This is a genomic window from Pseudomonas sp. P7759 (assembly GCF_013386445.1).
Taxonomy (GTDB): domain Bacteria; phylum Pseudomonadota; class Gammaproteobacteria; order Pseudomonadales; family Pseudomonadaceae; genus Aquipseudomonas; species Aquipseudomonas azotoformans_A.
Genome location: NZ_JACART010000020.1, coordinates 39,648 through 61,617, shown reverse-complemented (window position 1 = coordinate 61,617; position 21,970 = coordinate 39,648). Strand labels below are relative to the sequence as shown.

The 21,970-nt window shown below is 60.4% G+C and carries 21 protein-coding genes; 13 read left to right on the top strand and 8 right to left on the bottom strand.

Features of this window, described 5'->3' with window-relative positions:
- Positions 1 to 25: 25 nt before the first annotated feature.
- Positions 26 to 262 (bottom strand): glutaredoxin family protein, encoded by a 237-nt coding sequence (locus HX823_RS17265; RefSeq protein WP_038841978.1) that lies wholly within the window; start codon positions 260 to 262, stop codon positions 26 to 28.
- A 147-nt stretch (positions 263 to 409) separates the two neighbouring features.
- Here HX823_RS17265 and HX823_RS17260 point away from each other — a divergent pair, with 147 nt between their 5' ends.
- The gene (locus tag HX823_RS17260; protein WP_050572360.1) at positions 410 to 2,134 is read left to right on the top strand and encodes a monovalent cation:proton antiporter-2 (CPA2) family protein; all 1,725 of its coding nucleotides are present in this window, start codon (positions 410 to 412) and stop codon (positions 2,132 to 2,134) included.
- On the opposite strand, the gene HX823_RS17255 is transcribed toward HX823_RS17260, so the two are convergent.
- A complete protein-coding gene (locus tag HX823_RS17255; protein WP_038842012.1) occupies positions 2,121 to 3,329 on the bottom strand; it encodes an ammonium transporter in 1,209 nt (402 codons plus the stop codon). The two genes, HX823_RS17260 and HX823_RS17255, sit on opposite strands and share 14 nt — an antisense overlap.
- A 341-nt stretch (positions 3,330 to 3,670) precedes the next feature.
- Between HX823_RS17255 and HX823_RS17250 the strand changes: the two genes are divergently transcribed.
- The 8 genes from HX823_RS17250 (at position 3,671) to HX823_RS17215 (ending at position 12,461) form a co-directional block, all read left to right on the top strand.
- A complete protein-coding gene (locus tag HX823_RS17250; RefSeq protein WP_012723021.1) occupies positions 3,671 to 3,985 on the top strand; it encodes a YqjD family protein in 315 nt (104 codons plus the stop codon).
- Positions 3,986 to 3,987: 2 nt separating this feature from the next.
- On the top strand, positions 3,988 to 4,371 hold the full coding sequence (locus HX823_RS17245) for a phage holin family protein (RefSeq protein ID WP_033901397.1): 384 nt from the start codon (positions 3,988 to 3,990) through the stop codon (positions 4,369 to 4,371).
- Entirely contained in the window at positions 4,368 to 4,709 is a 342-nt protein-coding gene (locus tag HX823_RS17240) for a hypothetical protein (RefSeq protein WP_177075696.1), read from the top strand. Before HX823_RS17245 ends, HX823_RS17240 begins: the two co-directional genes overlap by 4 nt.
- Positions 4,710 to 4,801: 92 nt before the next feature.
- Positions 4,802 to 5,965 carry an EAL domain-containing protein gene (locus HX823_RS17235; protein WP_038841974.1) on the top strand — a complete coding sequence of 388 codons (1,164 nt, stop codon included), beginning with the start codon at positions 4,802 to 4,804 and terminating at the stop codon, positions 5,963 to 5,965.
- 71 nt (positions 5,966 to 6,036) lie between these two features.
- Positions 6,037 to 7,368 (top strand): deoxyguanosinetriphosphate triphosphohydrolase, encoded by a 1,332-nt coding sequence (locus tag HX823_RS17230; protein ID WP_038841971.1) that lies wholly within the window; start codon positions 6,037 to 6,039, stop codon positions 7,366 to 7,368.
- Between the two features lie 171 nt (positions 7,369 to 7,539).
- Complete coding sequence (locus HX823_RS17225) at positions 7,540 to 7,941, top strand: response regulator (protein ID WP_177075694.1); 402 nt, start codon at positions 7,540 to 7,542, stop codon at positions 7,939 to 7,941.
- A 249-nt stretch (positions 7,942 to 8,190) separates the two neighbouring features.
- Positions 8,191 to 8,817 (top strand): response regulator transcription factor, encoded by a 627-nt coding sequence (locus HX823_RS17220; RefSeq protein WP_038841965.1) that lies wholly within the window; start codon positions 8,191 to 8,193, stop codon positions 8,815 to 8,817.
- Positions 8,818 to 8,825: 8 nt separating this feature from the next.
- Positions 8,826 to 12,461: a transporter substrate-binding domain-containing protein gene (locus HX823_RS17215; protein ID WP_177075692.1), complete on the top strand. Its 3,636-nt coding sequence runs from the start codon at positions 8,826 to 8,828 to the stop codon at positions 12,459 to 12,461.
- A gap of 26 nt (positions 12,462 to 12,487) precedes the next feature.
- Here the strand turns inward: HX823_RS17215 and HX823_RS17210 are convergent, their stop codons facing one another.
- Both HX823_RS17210 and HX823_RS17205 read right to left on the bottom strand, forming a co-directional pair.
- Positions 12,488 to 12,970 (bottom strand): GAF domain-containing protein, encoded by a 483-nt coding sequence (locus tag HX823_RS17210; protein WP_038841959.1) that lies wholly within the window; start codon positions 12,968 to 12,970, stop codon positions 12,488 to 12,490.
- A complete protein-coding gene (locus HX823_RS17205; RefSeq protein ID WP_038841956.1) occupies positions 12,967 to 13,857 on the bottom strand; it encodes an ATP-binding protein in 891 nt (296 codons plus the stop codon). Before HX823_RS17205 ends, HX823_RS17210 begins: the two co-directional genes overlap by 4 nt.
- 164 nt (positions 13,858 to 14,021) lie before the next feature.
- On the opposite strand from HX823_RS17205, the gene HX823_RS17200 reads away from it, so the two are divergent.
- Positions 14,022 to 16,331, top strand: a complete 2,310-nt coding sequence (locus tag HX823_RS17200) for a response regulator (RefSeq protein WP_177075690.1) — start codon at positions 14,022 to 14,024, stop codon at positions 16,329 to 16,331.
- On the opposite strand, the gene HX823_RS17195 is transcribed toward HX823_RS17200, so the two are convergent.
- The 3 genes from HX823_RS17195 to msrB form a co-directional block, all read right to left on the bottom strand.
- Positions 16,285 to 16,764 carry a MarR family winged helix-turn-helix transcriptional regulator gene (locus tag HX823_RS17195; RefSeq protein ID WP_038841950.1) on the bottom strand — a complete coding sequence of 160 codons (480 nt, stop codon included), beginning with the start codon at positions 16,762 to 16,764 and terminating at the stop codon, positions 16,285 to 16,287. The two genes, HX823_RS17200 and HX823_RS17195, sit on opposite strands and share 47 nt — an antisense overlap.
- On the bottom strand, positions 16,761 to 17,246 hold the full coding sequence (locus HX823_RS17190; RefSeq protein ID WP_038841948.1) for a glutathione peroxidase: 486 nt from the start codon (positions 17,244 to 17,246) through the stop codon (positions 16,761 to 16,763). The genes HX823_RS17195 and HX823_RS17190 overlap by 4 nt, the downstream gene beginning before the upstream one ends.
- Positions 17,247 to 17,374: 128 nt before the next feature.
- Positions 17,375 to 17,767, bottom strand: a complete 393-nt coding sequence (msrB, locus tag HX823_RS17185) for a peptide-methionine (R)-S-oxide reductase MsrB (protein WP_177075688.1) — start codon at positions 17,765 to 17,767, stop codon at positions 17,375 to 17,377.
- Positions 17,768 to 17,969: 202 nt separating this feature from the next.
- On the opposite strand from msrB, the gene HX823_RS17180 reads away from it, so the two are divergent.
- Together HX823_RS17180 and htpX are read left to right on the top strand one after the other, a co-directional pair.
- Positions 17,970 to 19,181 (top strand): pyridoxal phosphate-dependent aminotransferase, encoded by a 1,212-nt coding sequence (locus HX823_RS17180; protein ID WP_017734399.1) that lies wholly within the window; start codon positions 17,970 to 17,972, stop codon positions 19,179 to 19,181.
- Between the two features lie 304 nt (positions 19,182 to 19,485).
- Entirely contained in the window at positions 19,486 to 20,373 is an 888-nt protein-coding gene (htpX, locus tag HX823_RS17175; RefSeq protein WP_016978461.1) for a protease HtpX, read from the top strand.
- Positions 20,374 to 20,427: 54 nt separating this feature from the next.
- On the opposite strand, the gene HX823_RS17170 is transcribed toward htpX, so the two are convergent.
- Entirely contained in the window at positions 20,428 to 21,084 is a 657-nt protein-coding gene (locus HX823_RS17170) for a thiopurine S-methyltransferase (RefSeq protein WP_038841944.1), read from the bottom strand.
- Positions 21,085 to 21,187: 103 nt separating this feature from the next.
- Here HX823_RS17170 and HX823_RS17165 point away from each other — a divergent pair, with 103 nt between their 5' ends.
- Positions 21,188 to 21,955: a class III extradiol ring-cleavage dioxygenase gene (locus HX823_RS17165; RefSeq protein ID WP_177075686.1), complete on the top strand. Its 768-nt coding sequence runs from the start codon at positions 21,188 to 21,190 to the stop codon at positions 21,953 to 21,955.
- Positions 21,956 to 21,970: the final 15 nt, after the last annotated feature.

Here is a 21,970-nt window from a genome sequence, read left to right as displayed (position 1 = left end):
TTTGGAAACCTGCCATCGCATAAACCTAACGAAGGAAGGCAACAACCTGTTGTGAGTCAAATGGCCAATCCAGTTCCGCGCCGGTGTCCGTCCGGCGAAGCACCGGAATCCGCAGGCCGTAGGCTTCGGTCAGGTCTTCGGGGTCGGTGATGTCCACCAATTCCACCAGCAAGCCGTGTTCGACGAGCGGCATGATTTCGACTTCGGCAATCTCACACAGGTGACAACCCAGGGTGCCGAACAGCTGGCATTCAGGAAGCATGGCGAAGGGACCTGATCAGAAAACAGGCAGACATTCTAAGCCCGGTGACCGCCTGAAGCCCACTCTATAAACCCTGACCCAGGTCACCATGGCCTATAACTGTTTCAGCGATTCTCGCGGCTTTTTGCCTGCCTACCTGCAACGGAGATGCGTGTGTTTGCCAACCTGCTGATTATCCTGGCCTCATCCCTGGTGGTGATTGCGCTGTTTCGTCGCCTGCAATTACCCCCCGTGCTGGGTTACCTGTGCGTCGGCCTGGCCGTGGGCCCCACCGCGCTGGACTGGGTGAATGACAGTGAAGAGCTACCCGACCTGGCCGAACTGGGCGTGGTGTTCCTGCTGTTTTCCCTCGGCCTGGAGTTTTCCCTGACCAGGATGCTCGCCCTGCGCCGAGTTGTATTTGGTCTGGGCAGCTTGCAGGTGTTGGGGTGCGGGGTACTGCTGGGACTGTTGTTGATGATCCTGGGTGTGGCGCCGGGTATCGCCTTGTTGCTGGGGGCAGGACTGGCACTGTCGTCCACAGCCATCGTCAGCAAGGAGCTGACCAGCCTCGGGGAAATCTTCAGCAGTCACGGCCAGAACGCGATTGGCGTGTTGCTGTTCCAGGATGTGGTCGCGGTATTGCTGCTGACCCTGGTGCCAGTGTTCGCCGGCACTGGCGAGCAAGCCTGGTATTGGGCGCTGCCCCTGACCCTGGGCAAGACCGTGGTGCTGTTTGTCGGCCTGCTATTGGCCAGCCGCTGGTTATTGCCGCGCCTGTTTCATGAAGTGGCCGCCTCCCATTCAGCGGAGCTGTTTGTGCTGCTGGCGCTGGTGATTGTGTTGTTGACCGCTTGGCTCACGCACCTGTTGGGGCTCTCCCCTGCGCTCGGTGCCTTCCTGGCCGGCATGCTGTTGGGCGAAAGCCATTACCGCCATCAGATCGAGGCAGATATCCGGCCGTTTCGCGACATCCTGCTGGGGCTGTTTTTCGTCAGCATCGGCATGCTGATCGACCTGCAACTCTTCGTCAGCCATAGCCTGCTGATCCTCGGCCTGACCCTGACCTTGATGCTGGTCAAAGGCTCTGTGGTCGCCGTGCTGGTCAAACTGCGCGGCAGCGACAGTGAAACCGCCTGGCGCAGCGGCCTGGCCCTGGCCCAGGGTGGCGAGTTCTGCTTTGCGTTGATGGCACAGATGCAACAAAGCCGGTTGATCCCGGATGAATTTAACGGCCTGCTGCTCGCGGCCACTTTTTGCTCGATGCTGCTCACGCCGCTGCTACTGCGCGCCGCCCCCGCCATCGCCCTGCGCCTGCACCGCAAGCCCAACCAGCAGGTGCAGCTGGAAGCAATCACCGCGCTCAACGCCGAGCTGCGCGGGCACGCGGTGATCTGTGGCTATGGACGCGTCGGCCAGTCCATCGGGCGTTTTCTGCGCAACGAACAACAAACCTTCATCGCCCTGGATGACGACCCGGAACGGGTGCAGGAAGCCGCCACTGAAGACAGCAGCGTGCATTACGGCGATTGCCGGCGTGGCGCGTTGCTCAGCGCAGTCGGCCTGGAGCGTGCGCGATTGGTGGTGATTGCCGTGGACAACACCGATGTGGCGCTAGTGGTGCTCAAGGAAGCGCGTCGGATCAACGCCGACGTGCCAATCCTGGTGCGTACCCGCGACGACAGCCAGCTGGCAGAACTGAAAGCCGCAGGCGCCAGTGAAGTGGTGCCCGAGTTGCTGGAGTCGAGCCTGATGCTCGCCTCCCATGCCTTGATCCTGCTGGGCCTGCCGGACCAACAGGTTCAGGCGCGGGTCGACGAAGTGCGGCAGACCCGCTATCGCCTGCTACACGGTTTTTATCGGCCGGCAGACGAGCCGATCAATCCTGACTGACCGCGCCGATCTTGTGGATCGACAGGTCCGCGCCGTAATACTCCTGTTCCTGGCTCAAACGCAGCCCGGTGACGCGCTTGATCACGCCATACACCAACAGGCCGCCCGCCAGCGCCACCAGCACGCCTAGGGCGGTGCCGATCAACTGGCTGACCAGGCTGACACCGCCCAGTCCACCCAGCGCGGTCTGGCCGAAGATGCCGCAGGCGATGCCGCCCCACACGCCGCACAGACCGTGCAGGGGCCACACACCCAGGACATCGTCGATCTTCCAGCGGTCCTGGGCCGCAATAAAGAACCACACAAACAAACCACCGGCGACGACACCTGTGACCAGCGCGCCTACCGGGTGCATCAGGTCGGAGCCGGCGCAGATCGCCACCAACCCGGCCAGCGGGCCGTTATGCAGGAAGCCTGGGTCGTTGCGGCCGATGATCAGGGCCGCCACCGTGCCGCCGACCATGGCCATCAGCGAGTTGACGGCGACCAAACCGCTGACGCCGTTCAGGGTTTGCGCGCTCATCACGTTGAAGCCGAACCAGCCGACGATCAGAATCCACGAGCCCAGCGCCAGGAACGGAATGCTCGACGGTGCAAACGCCACCAGGCGCCCTTCGCGGTAGCGCCCATTGCGCGGACCCAGCAGCAACACCGCCGCCAGCGCCAGCCAGCCGCCCATGGCGTGCACCACCACGGAACCGGCGAAGTCATGGAAGCTGGCGCCAAAGGTCGCGAGCAACCAGGCCTGCAGGCCGAAATTGCCGTTCCACACCATGCCTTCGAAAAACGGGTAGATAAACGCCACGATCAACGCCGTCGCGCAGAGCTGTGGAGCGAACCTTGCGCGCTCGGCAATGCCCCCGGAAATGATCGCCGGGATCGCCGCCGCAAAGGTCAGCAGGAAGAAAAACTTCACAAGGCCATAGCCGTGATCGGCACTGAGCACCGCTGCCGGTTGCATGAAGCTCACACCGTAGGAGATCCAATAGCCTATAAAGAAGTAGGCCAGGGTGGAGATGGCGAAGTCGCTGAGGATCTTCGACAAGGCGTTGACCTGGTTCTTCTGGCGCACTGTACCGACTTCGAGGAACGCGAAGCCGGCGTGCATGGCCAGGACCATGACCGCGCCGATCAGGATAAACAGGGTGTTGGAGCTGTGGACGAGCGTGTCCACTGCACTTTGCAAATTTTCCATGGAGGTTGGCAGGCCTGCAATAAAGGCAAAAAGCACCAAAGCGGTTCAAGCCAGGGTTGAGCGCACTAAATTGGCACCACCGGTCCCACCCCTCTTCAGAGGGCGTGAACCGCTTTAGCGCAGCGTTCAACACAACAAGCCGTTGCCGACAGGGTTTTTCCGCGAATTTCAGTTATTTAGGGTAAGGTTTTTCAAGGCTTCCTGCCCGACCGCCCAGATTCAGCGCAAGCCCCGGGGCCTGCGCACCAAGGCAAAGCAAAAGCTGTACCACACAATTGCACTGAACCTTCACCGAAGCCGGTGACTCGAAACGTACAGATCAGCCAATCACGGAGATAACCATGGCCAGAAGAACTGCAAAGACTGCTCAAGAAATACTGATGGCGGATTTTCAAACCCTGGTGACTGACACTGAACGGTTGCTGGACGACACCAAAGTGCTGGCGGGCGACCAGGCTGATGAGCTGCGCGCAAAAATTCACGACACGCTGTTGCAGGCCCGTGAAACCCTGAAGCAGACCGAAGACTCCCTGCGCGAACGCGGCCAGGCTGCGGTCACTGCGACCGAAGATTACGTGCAAGCCAACCCTTGGCAGTCGGTGGGCATTGCCGCCGGCGTGGGCTTTCTGATCGGCCTGCTGGCCACAAGGCGCTAACCATGTCTATCGGCGAAACGGGCTCGTCCACGGGCACCACCTCAAGACGTCTGGGCGCGGCCGTGCTGGGCTTACTGCACAGCCACGTCGAATTGTTTGGCATTGAATTGCAGGAACAAAAGGCCCGCACCGTCAGCCTGCTGCTGTTTGCCGGCCTGGCGCTGGTGTTCGCGCTGCTGTTGCTGGTGGGATTGTCGACCCTGGTGATGATCCTGGTGTGGGACACCGGCTACCGCCTGACCGGGATCATCTGCCTCTGCGTGTTCTACACCTTGGCTGCCGCGTTTTGCGGGGTACGCTTGAAGGCGGCGGTGTTCGATGAATCCACGCCGTTCCACGCCACCCTCGAAGAGCTGGCCAATGACCGGGAGCGCCTGCTGCCATGAGCATCACTGAAATCCCGCAAACCACTTCCCGCCGGGAAATGCGCAAGGCGTTGATCCGTCTGCGCATGGAAATGCACCGTCAGGAGATCCGCCACGAGTCCCAGCAACTGATGTTGCCCCTGAACAAGGTGCGCAATATGGGCAGCAACTGGCAGGACAGCCTGGGCATCAAGCACGCGCCGCTGTGGGGCGTGGCCGCGGTGACGCTGATGGGTTTCTTTACCGGCAAAGGTGCCAAGGGCGGCGGCATTGGCAGCTTGACGCGCCTGGTGCGCTTCGGCGCCGGCTTGATCCCGTTGATCAAACTGGCCATGCAGGGCTCTTCGCGTAAAAGTTGAGCCTGGCTGGCTGCATTCTTGCTAACAGAATCGGCCCGGCCCTCGTTTTCGAGGGCCGGGCCTTTTTTCGCCAATGTTTCTAAGGAGGCCCCGTGATCGACGGGCAACCGCTCGCCTGCTTCCAGCCGTTTATCGACACCGCCACCGGCCGCATTGCCGGCGTCGAGGCCCTGGGCCGCCTGCGCCAGGCTGACGGCCGCTTGCAGTCCGTGGGCCCGCTGTTCGCTGACCCGCGCACGCCGGGCGTGACCTTGCGCCGACTCGACCGGCAGATTCGCGACAACGCGCTGAGCCGCTTGCACGAAGCGCCCGAAGACTGGTTCCTGAGCCTGAACATCTCGCCACGCTGGATAAATCGCCTGCGCCCAGGCCAGGCCCTGCCGAGCCTGAAGCAGATCCACCACCATGGCGTCGACCCGCAGCGCATCGTGTTCGAGATCACCGAACTGGGTGGTGACATCCGGCGCCTGGCCGACGTGGTGGCGCGCTATCGCGAAGCCGGTGCGCGCATCGCCATCGACGACTTTGGCGCTGGTTACTCCCAGCTCGACCGGGTGCTGGCGTTGCAGCCGGATATCCTCAAGCTGGACATGCGCCTGTTCCAGGACGCCGCTCGCGGCGGGCCGAGCAGCGAAGTGGTGCGAGCCCTGGCGCAGATGGCCGAGAAGACCGGCTGCTGGATCATTGCCGAAGGCGTGGAAACCGAGGCGCAATTGAGCTTCGCCCTGGAGTGCGGTTCGCGCTATGTGCAGGGCTATCTGTTTGCCCAGGCGCAGTTGGACTGGTTCGCCGCCGACGCCTTTGTGCCGCGTTTCGCCCAGTTGCGCACGGCCTATGTCCAGCAGAAGCTGGCGGAACGCGGGCGCGTCATGCAACTGCGCCAGCAATTGGCCGAACTGATGAAGATCCTGCAGACCTGGGCCCAGGGGCAGGCGCCGCTGAACCAACTGCCGCAACTGCCGGCGTTTCCCTGGCTGCTGCGCTTCTATCAGTGTGACCGGCACGGCACCCAACTCACACCGAACTTTGAGTGGCGCCAGGATGCCTGGCAGTCCGACAGCCGTTACCTGGGCCACAACTGGTCATGGCGTCCGTACTTCTATCACCTGTTGGCCGAGGGCTGGGAGGAGCGGCGCCTGACCCTGTCCTCGACCTACCGCGACGCCACCACCAACCAGTATTGCCTCACCGCCGGACAATTCTTCGATAACGGTCAGCGCTTGCTGTTAATCGATATCGACGCGGCCGGGCTGTAGATTTTCGCTTGCCCAGGCCGCGCTGAACCGGGAAGCTGGGAGGGTCATTCACCGCACGGAGAGTACCCGCCTTGGATTGGCCCACCCTGTTGACTCGCGAACGTCTTGGCAAACCGCTGCACAGCCCGGAAGAACTGGGGCGTAGCCCGTTTCACAAAGACCATGACCGTATTATCTTCTCCGGCGCATTTCGTCGCCTGGGCCGCAAGACTCAAGTGCACCCGGTTACCAGCAACGACCATATCCACACGCGCCTCACCCACTCCCTGGAAGTGAGCTGTGTGGGTCGCTCCCTCGGCATGCGCGTCGGCGAAACCCTGCGCAGCGCCCTGCCCGACTGGTGCGACCCGAGCGACCTGGGCATGGTGGTGCAGTCGGCCTGCCTGGCCCATGACATCGGCAACCCACCGTTCGGGCACTCCGGCGAAGACGCCATCCGCCATTGGTTCCAACAAGCCGCAGGACGTGGCTGGCTGGACGACATGAGCAGCGCCGAGCGCAATGACTTCCTGAATTTCGAAGGCAACGCCCAAGGCTTTCGGGTGCTGACCCAGCTTGAGTACCACCAGTTCGACGGTGGCACCCGGCTGACCTACGCCACCCTGGGCACCTACCTGAAATACCCCTGGACCGCCCGCCACGCCGACTCCCTGGGCTACAAGAAGCACAAGTTCGGCTGCTACCAGAGCGAACTGCCAATCCTCGAACAGATCGCCCACAGGCTCGGCCTGCCACAACTCGAAGAACAGCGCTGGGCCCGGCACCCGCTGGTGTACCTGATGGAGGCGGCGGATGACATCTGCTACGCCCTGATCGACCTGGAAGACGGCCTGGAAATGGAGTTGCTCGAATACGCCGAAGTCGAGTCGCTGCTGCTCAACCTGGTGGGCGACGACCTGCCCCAGACCTATCGCCAACTGGGCGCCCAGGACTCGCGCCGACGCAAGCTGGCGATCCTGCGCGGCAAGGCCATCGAGCATCTGACCAACGCAGCGGCACAGGCCTTCGTCGAGCAACAGGACGCCCTGCTCGCCGGCACCCTTCCCGGCGACCTGGTGGAACACATGCACGGCCCGGCCAAGCGTTGTGTGCTGGATGCCAAGGACATGGCGCGCAAGAAGATCTTCCAGGACAAGCGCAAGACCCTGCATGAGATCGGCGCTTACACCACCCTGGAAATTCTCTTGAATGCGTTCTGCGGTGCGGCACTGGAGCAGCATGGCGGGCGTACGCCGTCGTTCAAGAACCGGCGCATTCTCGATCTGCTGGGCAACAATGCGCCGAACCCTGAATGGCCGCTGCACGCGTCGTTCCTGCGCATGATCGACTTTATCGCGGGGATGACTGACAGCTATGCCACCGAGATGGCCCGGGAAATGACCGGACGTTCCAGCCCTCAGTAACGACCATGATCAAGCCGCCTGTTTCTTGAAAGGAATCGACCTACGACGGGAACAGAGCGGCCTGATCGAATTCGCACAACCACTCGATGAATAATCACGCACGCTCCGGGCGACCCTGGCGAACTGGTCCTACGCGCCCTCCCTCGATACTTGACTCACCGTGTGGCCCCAATGCCCATTTACTCGCTCCGTATCCTGCTGGTGGAGGATCACCCGTTCCAACTCCTCGCCACCCAATGCCTGCTCAGAAGCTTTGGCTTCGCACGACTGACGCCGGCCGAAAGCGCCGAGCAGGCAATCTGCTTGATGTCGCAGGCCGAGGTGCCTTTCGACATCATCTTGTGTGACCAATGCCTACCCGACTTGCCGGGACTCGAACTGATTGAAATCGCCAGTCGCCGACGCTTTACCACGACCGCCATCCTGTTGAGCGGTTTACCGGTGGCGGAACTCGCCAGCCTGATCACTCAAGCCATGGACCGCGGCCTGCCACTGCTTGGCTATTTATCCAAGCCGCTGAACAAGGATGAACTTGCACATTTGCTCTGCCCATTGTTCAAGTTAGAAATGTAGGAATTAAACATTATGAGCCGACGAAGGACGTCGATACCGCATCAGTTAAATCCATAGCTGCAGCATTTAGTCCACTCACGTCCAAAGCACTGACACATCGCTTCACCAAGCCTGAGCAACCGGTAGGCTATTACCTTTTTTATTGTAGGATTTTTCCTGTTTTATATCTACTCACCCCTCGACTCATGCTCCTCTCTCCTCTTCTGAGCTAATGTGCCCGCTTTATTTGCACTTGCACGGAATCTGATCATGAACTCAGTTTTTATTATCGATGACCACCCGGTTATACGGCTCGCCATCCGGATGTTGCTGGAACACGAAGGCTACAAAGTAGTGGGCGAAACAGATAACGGGTGCGACGCCATACAAATGGTCCGCGAATGCCTGCCGGACCTGATTATCCTGGATATCAGCATTCCCAAGCTGGATGGCCTAGAAGTGCTCTGCCGCTTCAACGCCATGAACACGCCGATGAAAACCCTCATACTGACCGCCCAATCGCCCACCCTGTTCGCCACACGCTGCATGCGTTCGGGCGCCGATGGCTACGTGTGCAAGGAAGGCGACCTGAGCGAGTTGCTGAGCGCCATCCGCGCAGTGTTATCCGGTTACAACTACTTCCCCAGCCAGGCACTGAATACCAATGGTGTCGATAGCGTCGAATCCCAGGAGCTTGAACTATTCAAGACCGTCAATGACCGGGAACTGATGGTATTGCAACTTTTTGCACAAGGACGTACCAACAAGGAAATTGCCAAGGGTATGTTCCTGAGTAACAAAACAGTAAGCACTTATAAAAAGAGGCTGATGCAGAAACTTCAAGCCAAGTCCTTGGTAGAACTTATCGAGATGGCAAAACGAAACGCGCTAGTGTGAGAAAGCGGATGCCCAGGCGTATAAAGGACTATCTGATTATATTGAGTGCCGGCTTGTGCTTCAGCACCGTGGTACTTGCGAACCCGCCAACGGGCCCGGAACATTTCGCCTTGTTGAGTCGTGCAGGCTCGGTTCAACTGGAAACCCACCTGAACAAGGCTCAACGCCAGTGGCTGCAAAACAAGCGCGAGTTGGTGCTGGGCACTGCGGCGCCTGATTACCCCCCCTTCGACCTCACGTCCAGCGGACGTGACTACGAGGGTCTCACCGCTGATTACGCCGGCCTGCTGTCCAAGGCGCTGGCCTTGCCGGTGAAAGTATTGCGCTACCCCTCTCGCGAGGCCGCGATCCGCGCGCTTGAAACGGGGGCTATCGATTTGCTGGGATCCTCCAACGGTTTTGAGGCGGCCAACCCAAACCTCACGCTGTCAGAGCCCTACGCGGTGGACCAGCCGGTCCTCGTCACCCGCGAAGGAGAAACCCGCAGCCTGACCAATGGCCTGGCCGGCATGCGCCTGGCGCTGGTGTACCACTACCTGCCGTTGAGCGAGGTGGAAAAGCTGTACCCCAAGGCGACCCTACGCGCTTATCCCTCTTATCAAAATGCCTTGAATGCGGTGGCGTTCGACCAGGCGGATGTATTCCTTGGCGATACCATCTCTACTCACTACATGATCAACAAGGGCTACCTGAAGAACATCCGCATGGCCAACTTCGGCAAACACGAAGCCTACGGGTTCAGCTTCGCCATGCCCCAACACCAGCAGACGCTATTGAGCATTGTCGACGCCGTATTGACGGCCGTGCCCACCAATGAACGGGAAGCGATCGCCAAACGCTGGAGCGCCGGCAGCGATATCTTGCTGACCGACCAGAAACTACAACTGACACAACGCGAAGAACGCTGGCTACAGGAGCATCCAGTGGTCAAGGTGATCGTGAACGAGACCTTTGCCCCGCTGTCGTTCTTCGACGCCGATGGCAACTTCCGCGGCATCACCGCCGACCTGCTGGAACTGGTTCGCCTGCGCACAGGGCTGCGTTTTGATATCCAACGTGAGCGTGTCGTTCAGTCAATGATCGAACAGGTCGACGCAGGGAAGGCCGACATCATTGGCGCCATCGTTCCCAGCACGGAACGGGAAGCCCGGTTGAACTTCAGCCGTCCCTACCTGGAAAACTCCTACGTAATGTTGACACGCAAGGAAAACCAGGCGGCGACCAGCCTGGAAGAAATGGAAGGCAAGCGCGTGGCCGTCACTGAAGGCAGCCCAATGGCAGCGTTTCTGCACGAGCACTTCCCAACCATTCAGTTGGTCGCAACGGGTGATAACTTCAAAGCCGCCGAGCTGCTGGTGCAAGGGCACGTCGACGGTGCCGTGAACAGCTTGGTCATCGCCAACTATTACCTCTCGTCCTCCATGTTTCAGGACAAGGTCCAGATCAGTTTCAGTATCGGCACCACGTCCGCTAAATTTTCGCTGGCCACCTCACGCAACGCCACCGAACTCAGCTCGATTCTCGACAAGGCCATGCTGAGCATCGCACCGGATGAGCTGGGGGTCATCAACAGTCGCTGGCGCGGTTACACCGCCGCCTCCGATAGCTACTGGCGCAACTATCACCAACTGATCGCGCGCATCATCATCGGCACCGGGCTTTTGCTGCTGATCTCCCTGAGCTGGAACGCCTACATGCGCCGTCAGATCAAGCATCGCAAAATGGCCGAGCGCGCCCTCAATGATCAATTCGAGTTCATGCGGGCCTTGGTCAACGAAACCCCGCACCCCATCTACGTACGTGACCGTAAAGGCTTGCTGCAGACCTGCAACGACAGCTACTTGCAGGTGTTCAACGTCAAACGCGAAGACGTGATCGGCAAAAGCGCCATCCAGATGAGCGCCGCCCTTGAAACCGATGCAACGCAATACCATGCCGACTACCAGCGCGTGATGGCCGAAGGTAACCCGCTGATCCTGGACCGCACGCTGCATATCCACGGGAAGAAACTGACGATCTATCACTGGATCCTGCCCTACCGTGACTCGACTGGAGAGGTGCAAGGCATTATTGGCGGCTGGATCGACATCAGCGAACGACGCCAGCTGTTCGATGAAATCCGCGCGGCCAAAGAACGCGCCGACGAAGCCAACCGGGCCAAGAGCACGTTCCTCGCCACCATGAGCCATGAAATCCGCACGCCGATGAACGCGGTGATCGGCATGCTCGAACTCACCCTCAAGCGCGCCGACCAGGGTCATCTTGATCGCCCGGCCATCGAAGTGGCGTACAACTCGGCCAAGGACCTGCTCGAACTGATCGGCGATATCCTCGACATCGCGCGCATCGAATCCGGCCGCCTGAGCCTCGCGCCGGAGCGTGTCAACCTGCGGGAGGTGATCGAGTCGGTGGTGCGCGTGTTCGACGGCCTGGCACGCCAGAAAACCCTCAGCCTGTCGCTTGAGTTCAACCCCAACCTGGATGACACCGAAGTGCTGATCGACCCGCTGCGCTTCAAGCAGGTGCTGTCGAACCTGGTCAGCAATGCGATCAAGTTCACCGAGCGTGGCCAGGTGAAAGTCAAGGTCGAGGTGCTGCCCACCGAGCTGGCGCAGCAGGTCGAGATGAAACTGGTGGTCGAGGACACCGGCATAGGAATCAGTCGGGATGATCAGTTGCGCCTGTTCGAGCCCTTTGCCCAGGCCGACAATTCCGGGCAGCTTGCCAGGAGCGGCGCCGGCCTTGGGTTGGTGATCTGCCGCAGCCTGTGCGCGATGATGGGTGGGCAATTGAGCCTCAGCAGCGTGCCGATGGTGGGCACCCAGGTGCATATCAGCCTGAACATGACCCGTCTTCAGCCGGAACAGCCGGTGCTTGAATACAAGCCTGAGGCACCTGCAAGCGCGCCAGTGCTGAACGTGCTGGTCGTGGACGACCATCCCGCAAACCGCTTGCTGATGTGCCAGCAACTGGGCTACCTGGGGCATCAGTTCAGCGCCGCCCAGAATGGCGCCGCCGGTTTCCAGGCCTGGCGCCAGGAGCGTTTCGACTTGGTGATCGCCGACTGCAACATGCCCATCATGAATGGCTATGAGCTGAGTCGCTCGATCCGCGAATACGAACAGCGCGAGCAACTGGCGCCGTGCGTGGTGTTGGGCTTTACCGCCAATGCCCAGCCCGAAGAGAAGCAACGTTGTGCCGACGCGGGCATGAACGACTGCCTGTTCAAACCGATCAGCCTCACTGCACTGGAACGGCAACTGGCAAAGATCGCCCCGCAAACCACTGACCTGCACCTGGACCTCGGCAACTTCGAGGCCCTCACCGGTGGCGACCCACAATTGAGCTGGCGTTTGCTGGAAGAACTGTTGAGCAGCAGTCGGCATGATCGCCAGGAACTGGCGGCGCTGATCAGCGCACATGCCCCGCTTCAGGAGATCACCGAGCAGGCGCACAAAATCAAGGGCGCTGCGCGCATTGTTCAGGCGACCCCATTGGCCAGGCAGTGCGAAACCCTTGAGCAGGCGTGCGCCCGTGAGGATGACTGGACGGCGATTGAAGCCGGGGCGAGATCCCTGGAAAAACTCATGCTGGAACTGGAGAGGTTGCTGCAAGGGCAGCTTCACGGCTTGGAGGGTCAGTGAAGGGGCGCGAGCCGCCCCTCCCGTGATCAGCAGTCGGTCAAGCGCAGGAAAATCGCCGCCAGCTGTTCAATACCCGCCTGGTCCTCGGGGGTGAAGCGCGCCAGCGACGGGCTGTCGAGGTCAAGCACGCCAATCAGTTGGCCGTCCTTGACCAGAGGCACCACCAGCTCGCTGTTGGACGCGCTGTCACAGGCGATATGCCCTGGGAACGCATGCACATCCTCCACGCGCTGGGTCTGCCGCGAGGCGGCCGCTGCACCGCACACGCCACGGCCAAACGGAATGCGCACGCAGGCGATCTGGCCCTGGAACGGGCCGAGCACCAGCTCTTCGTTACGGTTGAGGTAAAAACCGGCCCAGTTCAAGTCGTCCAACTGGTTGAACAGGAACGCAGAGAACTGCGCACTGTTGGCAATGAAATCCCGCTCATCGGCCAGCAGCGACTCCAGTTGCGCACAGAGCATGGCGTAGCCATCAAGGCCAGTGCCGGCGCTTTGTAGATCGATCATGGTTGCAGCTCCAGCAATTTGAGGCCTACCCAGTAACGGGCGAATTGATAGGCGCAACGACCGTTGCGGTTGCCGCGACCGGTGGCCCAGCGCACGGCCAGGATGTCGAGGGCTTCATCGCGTTGCCACTGCAAACCGGCCTTGCTTGCCAGCTCGCCGATCCAGTGCTCCACCACATCCAGGAAGTGTTCTTGCGTGAAGGGGTAGAACGACAACCACAAGCCGAACCGATCGGACAACGCGATCTTGTCTTCTACCGCTTCGCTTGGGTGCAACTCGCCGTCCACGCGTTTCCAATTGTCGTTGTCGCTCTGGTTTTCCGGCACCAGGTGACGGCGGTTGGAGGTGGCGTACAACAGCACGTTTTCCGGGGCCTGCTCCAAGGAGCCGTCGAGCACGCTTTTAAGCACACGGTAATCGCCTTCACCAGCCTCGAACGACAGGTCGTCGCAGAACAGGATAAAACGTTGCGGCAGCTTGAGCAGTTGCTCGACCACGCGCGGCAGGTCGGCCAAGTGGTCGCGTTCGATCTCGATCAGGCGCAAGCCGGCTTTGGCGTGCTGGGCCAGCAAAGCCCGAACCATGGACGATTTGCCGGTGCCACGCGAACCCCACAGCAACGCATGGTTGGCGGGAAGACCGTCGATGAATTGCTGGGTATTGCGCGCCAGTGTTTCACGTTGCTTGTCCACGCCGATCAGGTCGGACAGGCGCATGTCCAGGCTTACGTCCAGCGGCAACAGGAAACCCGTGCGGCCTTCACGCTGCCAGCGGGCAGCCAGGCAGTGGTTCCAATCGATGGCTTGGCGGGGCGCGGGTAACAAGGGTTCCAGGCGGGCGAGCACTGCATCGGCCCGTTCAAGAAACGCATTCAATCGAGAATCCACGATTATTCCTCTGGCAAGTTCTTGCAAAAGATGGCGTATTGGCAGCCCTGCGGCAGACCGCACGAGGCTGCGTAAAAAAACGATTCATGCCGGGTAAGCCAGAGCCTGTGGATGTTCAGCTATGCTTGCCGGGCGAAGGGAAACGTGAAGTGGTTCAACACTCGATGGATATCAAGTTCGCCCACCGCTTGTCTTATAAACAAGCCAGATTGACTGTGCTGGTCGGTTTCGTCTTGGGAACCTTGCTCAGCCTGATCCAAATCGGCATTGATTATGCCAGCGAAGACGCATCCATCAACCGTGAAATTCGCTCGTTGATCGAAATCAGCCACAACCCCGCCTCACGCATCGCTTATAACATCGACGCCGAACTGGCCCAGGAACTGACCCTGGGCCTGCTGCACTCCCCCGCCATCATTCACGCCCAGTTGATCGACAACAACGGCGCGGTACTGGCCGATGTCGACCGCCCGCGCAAAGAAAGTACCTACCGCCCCGTCAGCGACTTCCTGTTCGGCGCCAACCGCCAGTTCGAAGACCGGCTGTTCCTCAGCCATATGCCCAACGAATCCCTCGGCGTGCTGCGCCTGGACGTGGACACCTATGCCTTTGGCAGCCGCTTCCTGCGCCGTGCCGAGATCACCCTGCTCAACGGCTTCGTCCGTAGCCTCTTGCTGACCGGCATTCTGTTGGGCTTGTTCTACGTGATGCTGACCCAGCCGCTGGTGCGCATCATCCGCGAGTTGAGCAACCGCCGTCAGGCACGCCTGGACTGCCCGCCCGGCCATGAACACGACGAAATCGGCGTATTGGTGAACGTGGCCAACCAGCAGTTCGAAAACATGGAGACGGAAATCCAGCAACGCCGTCACGCCGAAGACCGGTTGACCGAATACCTGGGACAACTGGAAGACATCGTGTCCGCACGTACCCTGGAACTCAAGGCGAGCAACCAGCGGCTGAGCCAGTCCAACGATGAGCTGGAAGCGGCCAAAATGCATGCATTGGGCATGGCCCAGGCACGTGCAGCGTTCCTGGCCAACATGAGCCACGAAATCCGCACGCCGCTGAATGGCCTGCTGGGGATGATCGCGCTGTCACTCGACAGCCCACTCAATGCCGAGCAGCGTCAGCAACTGTCCATCGCCCATGACTCGGGCAAGGTGCTGGTGGAACTGCTCAACGATATCCTCGACCTGTCCAAGTTCGACGCCGGCCAGTTGGAGTTGGAACGCATCCCGTTCGACTTGGGCTCGCTGGTGGAAGACACCGCCAACCTGTTGTCACAGAACGCCGCGCCGAGCGTCGAACTGACGTGCCTGATCGACCCGCAGTTTCCCGCCCAGGTCCTGGGTGACCCGACCCGTGTACGACAGATTGTCAGCAATCTGCTGTCCAACGCCTTGAAATTCACGCGCTTCGGCCGAGTAGATGTTCGTCTCAGCGCGCGGGACGGCCAGGTGCGCATCGAGGTCTGTGATACCGGCATCGGCATTGCGCAAGAAGCCCAAGTGAAGATCTTCCAGCCTTTCACCCAAGCCGGTGCGGGTATAACACGCCAGTTCGGCGGCACGGGCCTGGGCCTGGCATTGACGCACAACCTGTGTGAAGCGATGAAAGGCCGGCTGAGCATCAGCTCGGAGGTGGGCTTTGGCAGCCAGTTCTGCGCCGACCTGCCGCTGCCGATCCATTTGCCCGCCGTCCAGCCACTGCCGCTCAAAGGCGAGGTCATCGCCATTACCAGTGCCGGCAGCGGCCTGACCGAACTGCTCACGACCTTGCTGCCCCACTGGGGGCTGACACCGCGCTGCTACCCACGTGATGAAGATTTAAGCGGGCAAACGCCGGACCTGCTGATCACCGATTGCCCGGAATGCCTGTTCCGCCTACGCCCTACCATCAACGCGCCGATCCTGCTGGTGACCGCCTACGGCAACTTCATGCCCAGCGAAGAAGTCGCCGCACTCGCGCCGCTGCAACAACAGGCACGCCCGTTGAGCCGCAATGCGCTGTATCAGATCCTGCAACGTAACTTGCGCAGCGACGCACAACTGATCCTCGACCCGATCCAGATGGAGGCCGCGCCCTTGGCACACCGCGCGCGCATCCTGTTGGTGGAAGACAACCCGGTCAACCAACTGGTGGCCAAGGGCATGCTCGGCAAACTGGGGTGTGAAGTGATCGTCGCAGCCCATGGTGGTGAAGCGCTCAAGTTTCTTGAAGAACAACACTTCGACCTGGTGTTGATGGACTGCAATATGCCGGTGATGGACGGCTATGAGGCCAGCCGGCAGATCCGTCGCAGCGGGCGCTGGCCGGACCTGCCGATCGTTGCCTTGACCGCCAATGCGCTGTCCGAAGAGCGCGAGCGTTGCCGGGCTGCGGGCATGAATGACTACCTGGCCAAGCCGTTCCGGCGTGAGGAACTCAATGGTTTGCTGGAGCTGTGGGTGCCGAAGACGACAAGTCTCTGATCTGCCGAAGCAACTGGTCCAAGCCCTCGCGCAGCGCGTCAGCCTGGTTCAGGTCGATACCGCTGTCGCACAGCAGCCGGGTCTTGAGGTCATGGGTCTGCTCGCGCAGTTGAACGCCGCTTTCACTCAGGCTCAAGTGCACTTCCCGCTCATCCTCGGCGCTGCGCTGGCGCTTGACCCACCCGAGCTGCTCAAGGCGCTTGAGCAGCGGTGTCAGCGTGCCGGAATCCAGCATCAAGCGCTCGCCCAACGCCTTGACCGTGGGTTGCACCGGTGTTGCGGCGTGCCACTCCCACAGCACCAGCATCGCCAGGTATTGCGGATAAGTCAGGCCCAACTGATCAAGCATCGGCTTGTACGCGCGCGTCACCGCCCTGGAGGCGGCGTAAAGTTTGAAACACAGCTGATGGTCGAGCGCCAGGGAGACGGTCATTTGAGCAGGGCTTCGATCTCTTGGGTCAGGTCCTGCGGCTTGGTGGTCGGCGCAAAGCGCTTGACCATCTGGCCGTCACGGCCGATGAGGAACTTGGTGAAGTTCCATTTGATGCCCTTGGAACCGAGCAGTCCGGGCGCCTGTTTTTTCAATTGTACGAACAATGGGTGGGCGTCGCTGCCATTCACGTCGATCTTCTTGAACAGCGGGAAGCTGACACCGAAGTTCAGCTCGCAGAACTCGGAAATCGCGCCTTCGTTACCCGGCTCCTGCTTGCCGAACTGATTGCAGGGGAAGCCCAACACCACCAATCCCTGGTCCTTGTATTGCTGCCAAAGCTGCTCCAGGCCCTTGTATTGCGGGGTGAAACCGCACTTGCTGGCGGTATTGACCACCAGGATGGCCTTGCCGGCGAAATCGGCCAAGGTCTTTTGCTCCCCCTTGATGGTGGTGCAAGGGATGCTCAGCAGGTTGTTGCTCATGGCAATGCCTCAGTAAGGTCTAAAGAAGCGTAAACATAGTAGGCAATTAAATTGTGTGCAATTGAATTGACCGGAATGATATCCCGCTATAGGGCGCTCCCGCGTTATCCGCAGGAGCGCTGGAAGACCTAGCGCGGCACCAGGTCCAGGCACACCGAGTTGATGCAGTAACGCAGGCCGGTCGGCGGCGGGCCGTCCGGGAACACGTGCCCCAAGTGGGCATCGCATTTGGCGCAGGTGACTTCAGTGCGGATCATGCCGTGGCTGACGTCACGGATCTCGATCATCGCGCTGTCGGCAATCGGCGCGTAGAAGCTGGGCCAGCCGCAGCCGGAGTCGAACTTGGTGGTGGAGTCGAACAGCGGCTCGTTGCAGCAAATGCAGCGGTACACGCCATCCGTCTTGGTGGCGTTGTACTTGCCGCTGAAAGGTCGCTCGGTGCCCTTGAGACGGCACACGTTGTATTGCTCCGGATCGAGCATCGCCTTCCATTCTTCAACGGTTTTCTGCAACTTTTCCATCGGTACACCTCGGCAACTGAAAAAGCCTGATCTGTGTCTTTTCCATGGATCAGGCGGCACGTATGATTGCGCCTCTTCAAAACGCCAGTCTGGCACCCGCGCTACCGGCATTCAAACGTATTTATGGGTGCGGGCCCCGCAGGATTCGCAGTACGGTAGTGTCCCCACCGTCTGGATCGTTCATTTTCAGGATCACATCGCCATGCAGGTCAGCAAATCGAACAAGCTCGCCAACGTCTGCTACGACATTCGCGGCCCAGTGCTCAAGCACGCCAAACGCCTGGAAGAGGAAGGCCATCGCATCCTCAAGCTGAACATCGGCAACCCGGCGCCCTTTGGTTTCGAAGCGCCGGACGAAATCCTCCAGGACGTGATCCGCAACCTGCCCACCGCCCAGGGCTACAGCGACTCAAAAGGCCTGTTCAGCGCACGTAAGGCGGTAATGCAGTACTACCAGCAAAAGCAGGTCGAAGGTGTTGGCATCGAAGACATCTACCTGGGCAATGGCGTGTCCGAGCTGATCGTGATGTCCATGCAGGCCCTGCTCAACAATGGCGACGAAGTGCTGGTACCGGCGCCGGACTACCCGTTGTGGACCGCCGCCGTGACCCTGGCGGGCGGCCATCCGGTGCACTACCTGTGTGACGAGGGCGCCGACTGGTTCCCGGACCTGGCCGACATCAAGGCCAAGATCACCCCGAACACCAAGGCCCTGGTGATCATCAACCCGAACAACCCGACCGGCGCGGTGTATTCCAAGGAAGTCTTGCTGGGCATGCTCGAACTGGCGCGCCAGCACAACCTGGTGGTGTTCTCCGACGAGATCTACGACAAGATCCTCTACGACGACGCCGTGCACGTGTGCACCGCCTCCCTGGCGCCGGACCTGCTGTGCCTGACCTTCAACGGCCTGTCCAAGTCCTACCGCGTGGCCGGCTTCCGCTCCGGCTGGATCGCCATCTCCGGCCCCAAGCACAACGCCCAGAGCTACATCGAAGGCATCGACATGCTGGCCAACATGCGCCTGTGTGCCAACGTGCCGAGCCAACACGCCATCCAGACCGCCCTGGGCGGCTACCAGAGCATCAATGACCTGGTCCTGCCTCAAGGCCGCTTGCTAGAGCAGCGCAACCGCACCTGGGAACTGCTCAACGCGATCCCGGGCGTGAGCTGCGTGAAGCCCATGGGTGCGCTGTACGCCTTCCCGCGGATCGACCCGAAGGTATGCCCTATCTTCAACGACGAGAAGTTCGTGCTCGACCTGCTGCTGTCGGAAAAGCTGCTGGTGGTGCAAGGCACCGCGTTCAACTGGCCGTGGCCGGATCACTTCCGTGTAGTGACATTGCCGCGCGTGGATGACCTGGACATGGCCATTGGTCGCATCGGCAACTTCCTCAAGTCCTATCGCCAGTAACGGAAGCGACGCTGTACGACCGACAATCGGTCGTACAGCGAGTATCTGGCAACACTTCTCTGGTTTTCCCCCGTACAGGCACTTCGCCGTGACTGAAAAAGCCTGCTACCCCCTGTATTCACGGGACTGCGAGTCACCGGCGAACCGATTCAGCCGTCTTTTCCCTATCGGAAATGCCCTTCGAGACTCTACATTCTGGCTGTAGGACACAGTTTGAAATAGTCGCTCGGTTGAATCACCCCATGCCGCACCTTATATACCCCGCAGTACGCGACATATTAAGCATGAGGAGAACTCTACAACCATGATGCGCATCCTGCTGTTCTTGGCCACTAACCTTGCGGTCGTGCTGATTGCCAGCATCACCTTGAGCCTTTTCGGCTTCAATGGGTTCATGGCGGCCAACGGGGTTGACCTGAACCTCAATCAGCTGCTGGTTTTCTGTGCGGTCTTTGGTTTTGCCGGCTCGCTCTTCTCGCTGTTCATCTCCAAGTGGATGGCAAAGATGAGCACCAGCACCCAGGTGATCACCCAGCCCCGTACCCGGCATGAGCAATGGTTGCTGCAGACCGTCGAGGAGCTATCCCGCCAAGCCGGTATCAAAATGCCAGAAGTCGGGATCTTCCCGGCTTATGAAGCCAACGCCTTTGCCACCGGCTGGAACAAGAACGACGCACTCGTTGCGGTGAGCCAGGGCATGCTGGAACGCTTCTCCTACGATGAAGTGAAGGCCGTGCTCGCCCACGAGATCGGCCACGTGGCCAACGGTGACATGGTCACCCTGGCGCTGGTACAAGGCGTGGTGAACACCTTCGTGATGTTCTTCGCGCGGATCATCGGCAACTTTGTTGACAAAGTGATCTTCAAGAACGAGGGCGGCCGCGGCATTGCCTACTTCGTCGCGACCATCTTCGCCGAGTTGGTGCTGGGCTTCCTGGCCAGTGCAATCACTATGTGGTTCTCTCGCAAGAGAGAGTTCCGTGCAGATGAAGCCGGTGCCCGCCTGGCCGGTACCGGGGCGATGATTGCAGCGCTGCAACACCTGCGCTCCGAACAAGGCTTGCCGGTGCATATGCCGGACAGCCTGACCGCCTTTGGCATCAACGGTGGCATCAAGCAGGGCATGGCTCGCCTGTTCATGAGCCACCCGCCGCTGGAAGAGCGTATCGACGCACTGCGTCGTATGGGCTGATAACTTGCAATGCAAAAAGGGGCGATTGAATCGCCCCTTTTTTGTGATGCCGATTCAGGCCTTGGTCAACCGGTAAACCCGCTCATCAAGCTGCGTGACACCCTCCTGCACGAACTTCCAGCTCTCCTGCAGAACGTCTTGCTCTTGCAGCGCTTTCAGGGTCCAGTCCGACCCGAACAACACCTTCACCTCCTCATCCGTCACCGCAAATGGCGGCCCGGCTTTTTGCGTCTGGTCGTAATCGAGTGTGATCAGCAGCCCCTGGCAACCCGACGGCAGCAAGCGGCTCAACTGCTCGGCGTACTGCGCACGCATCAGCGGTGGCAAGGCAATCAGGGCGGCGCGGTCATACAACGCAATGCACCCGATCAGGGCTTCGGCGTCCAGGGCAAAAAAGTCGCCGCACCATACTTCGATCAGGTCAGCCTGGTACACCGTAAAGGCATTGCGCCGAGTGATGCGTGGCACAAGGTTCTGCTCACTGAAAAACGCCTCGACGGCCTGTTCCGACAGCTCCACGCCCATCACCCGCAGCCCATGACTGGCCAGCCACATCAAATCCAGGCTCTTGCCGCACAGCGGCACCAATACCTTGGAGCCCTCGGCGAGCGCCAGCTGCGGCCAATGTCGTTGCAGGTAAGGGTTGACCTCGGGCAAATGAAAGCCGATCTGATTGCGCGCCCAGCGTTCCTGCCAAAACTTAGGCTCCATAGATCCTCCCTATAATTCGATCAAATAGTGCTAAAACTTATATTAGATTTAGATCAATGACCTGATTGAAGATGGGTCCATGTTAACGCTCAGGACCCCACTTATGTTGCCCAGCCTGTTTATCTCACATGGTTCACCCATGCTTGCCCTGCAACCCGGTGCCAGCGGCCCGGCCCTCCAACGTCTCGCTGCCGAGCTGCCACGCCCGAAGGCAATCGTGGTGGTGTCGGCACACTGGGAAAGCCACGAACTCTTGGTCAGCGGCAATGCCGCGCCCGAAACCTGGCATGATTTCGGCGGTTTCCCCCGCGAACTGTTTGCCGTGCAGTACCCGGCACCGGGCAACCCGCAACTGGCCGGGGAAATTGTCGAGTTGCTGAAGGCCGACGGCCTGAATGCGCGCACCGATGACCGTCGCCCCTTCGACCATGGCACCTGGGTGCCCCTGTCGTTGATGTACCCGGAGGCCGATATCCCAGTGGTGCAGGTGTCGTTGCCCAGTCGCATGGGCCCTGCCCTGCAAACCCGGGTTGGGTATGCGCTGGCCAGCCTGCGCGAGCAGGGCGTACTTCTGATCGGCTCGGGCAGCATCACCCACAACCTGGGCGAGTTGGACTGGCACGCAGGGCCTGAGAGCATCGAATCCTGGGCGCGAGACTTCCGCGATTGGGTGGTCGACAAGCTGGCCGCCGACGATCAAGAGGCGTTGCACGACTACCGCCGCCAGGCGCCGAATGCCGTGCGCAGCCATCCCAGTGACGAGCACCTGCTGCCGCTGTTCTTTGCGCGTGGCGCTGGGGGGGATTTCAGCATCGCGCACCAGGGCTTCACGTTGGGCGCGCTGGGCATGGACATCTACCGCTTCGGCTAACCCAGACACCTTAAA